Below are 745 nucleotides of genomic sequence, written 5' to 3' on the forward strand. Positions count from 1 at the left end.
CTGACAGAAAATATCGTGGCTATGAACAGACAAGAAAATTGCATGTAATGTTGAATATAAACAGCAAAAAAGCCATAGCTGTAAAATACAGTAATGGCGTTTACTCTGATCACTATGGAACTTGTGATTTGCTAAAAGAAGTTCATGCCATAAAAGCACTATATGCAGATAGAGCATATGATAGGCACAAGTTTTATAAATTGTGTAACGAATATGATATAAAGGCAAAAATTCCACCAATAAACAATGCGGCAGAACATCCAGAAATAGATTATATGTCTGACAGAAATGCTGCTATTAGGTTAATAAAATTATACGGTGAAGATGGCATGAAAGAATGGAAAAAAGAAATAAATTATGGAAAAATCTTATATTGAAGGGTTTTTCTCAAGATTAAAGCAAATATTTGTTTAGCTGAAGTAAATCGTGAAAAAGAATTGCTAATTAAATGTTATTTACTTAATCAATTTACTGACATTGGTATGGCTAAATTCGAAATGGCTACATGAATTTATCGTAAATTACTACCAGTATAAGGTGCGATGCAACAAAGCCATTCCAGACTGGAATGACATCATAGGGGCACTGGGATGACAAAAAAAGGAGCACTGGAATGACACCCTTCACGGGCTTTTAAATTACTTTAGCTATAAACATTAAGAAATTTACCAAATAAAAAAAGGCAAAAGAAGCCCTAGTCATTGTCTATTTTCAGTATTGGCGTTTTTTAAGTCTTAAACACTGC

General features: G+C 32.5%; 1 protein-coding gene and 1 pseudogene. One reads left to right on the top strand and one right to left on the bottom strand.

Annotated features, from left to right (window positions below; genetic code table 11):
- Positions 1-509: pseudogene (locus BA053_RS06325) on the top strand (transposase); the annotation flags it as partial.
- Here BA053_RS06325 and BA053_RS08470 read toward each other — a convergent pair.
- Positions 502-627, bottom strand: coding sequence for a hypothetical protein (locus tag BA053_RS08470; RefSeq protein WP_255356265.1), 126 nt, complete (start codon positions 625-627; stop codon positions 502-504). The pseudogene BA053_RS06325 and the gene BA053_RS08470 sit on opposite strands and share 8 nt — an antisense overlap.
- Between the last annotated feature and the right edge of the window lie 118 nt (positions 628-745).

This window comes from Wolbachia endosymbiont of Nomada ferruginata (genome assembly GCF_001675785.1).
Taxonomy (GTDB): Bacteria; Pseudomonadota; Alphaproteobacteria; order Rickettsiales; family Anaplasmataceae; genus Wolbachia; species Wolbachia pipientis.